Origin of the sequence: Modestobacter caceresii (assembly GCF_000761485.1) — a bacterium.
In the GTDB taxonomy this organism is placed as follows: domain Bacteria; phylum Actinomycetota; class Actinomycetes; order Mycobacteriales; family Geodermatophilaceae; genus Modestobacter; species Modestobacter caceresii.
The window spans coordinates 1-793 of sequence record NZ_JPMX01000117.1 but is presented as its reverse complement, the minus strand read 5'-3'; the positions used below and the strand labels follow the sequence as shown (position 1 = coordinate 793).

Annotated in this window: 1 protein-coding gene; it reads right to left on the bottom strand. The window is 69.5% G+C overall.

Translation table 11 applies throughout. The features are described 5' to 3' along the window. The coding region (locus tag IN07_RS20685) for a DODA-type extradiol aromatic ring-opening family dioxygenase (RefSeq protein WP_036339940.1) at positions 1-779 on the bottom strand (779 nt) is incomplete at its 3' end. Positions 780-793: the final 14 nt, after the last annotated feature.

The window sequence follows — 793 nt, the reverse complement described above, 5'->3', positions numbered from 1 at the left end:
GCGCCCTCGCCGGCCACGCCCATCATCAGCATGAAGTCCATGAACCCGTGGGTGGCGTTGCCCGGGTGGTGCAGGGACTCCAGGGAGACCTCGGCCAGGCAGCCCTCGATGTCCCCGCTGGCGATCCACTCGACGGCCTTGCGGTCGAACTCCGGGTCCGGCCCGTGCTCGCCGAACTGGCGCGGCCCGCCCAGCTCCAGGGACAGGTGCCCGGTGCCGATCACCGCCACCCGCTTGTCGCTCTCCCAGGACTCGACCATCTCCCGGATCGCCCGGCCCAGCTGGACGAAGCGCTTCGGCTGCGGCAGCGGCGGGGCGAAGATGTTGGTGTAGATCGGCACGATCGGCAGGTCGGCCTGCGGGCGCAGCGTGATGATCGGGCAGGTGATGCTGTGGTCGATCCGCAGCTCGTTGCTGAAGGCCAGGTCGAAGTCCCGGTCCAGCCCGTCCCGCAGCAGGTGCGCCGCCAGGTCCTCCTCGCCGCGCAGCGTCATCTTCGGCAGCCCGAACTCGCGCTCCTCGTTGTGGAAGTTGGCGTCGAAGAACGGCGCCTTGCCCACCAGGAACTGCGGCATGTTGTCCAGCCACAGCTGGTGGAAGTGGTCGCTGCCGACCATCACCAGGACGTCGGGCTCCGCGCGGGTGAGCGTCTCGCGGAACGCCTCGATCTTCGCCACCCACTCGTCGGCGAACGGCGGCCGGTCCGCGCCGGTGGCGGTGCTGGCCCGGTAGTAGAAGGGGTGATGGGTGGACGCGATCACCGCGGCCAGTTCAGCCATGACTGTCTCCGTTG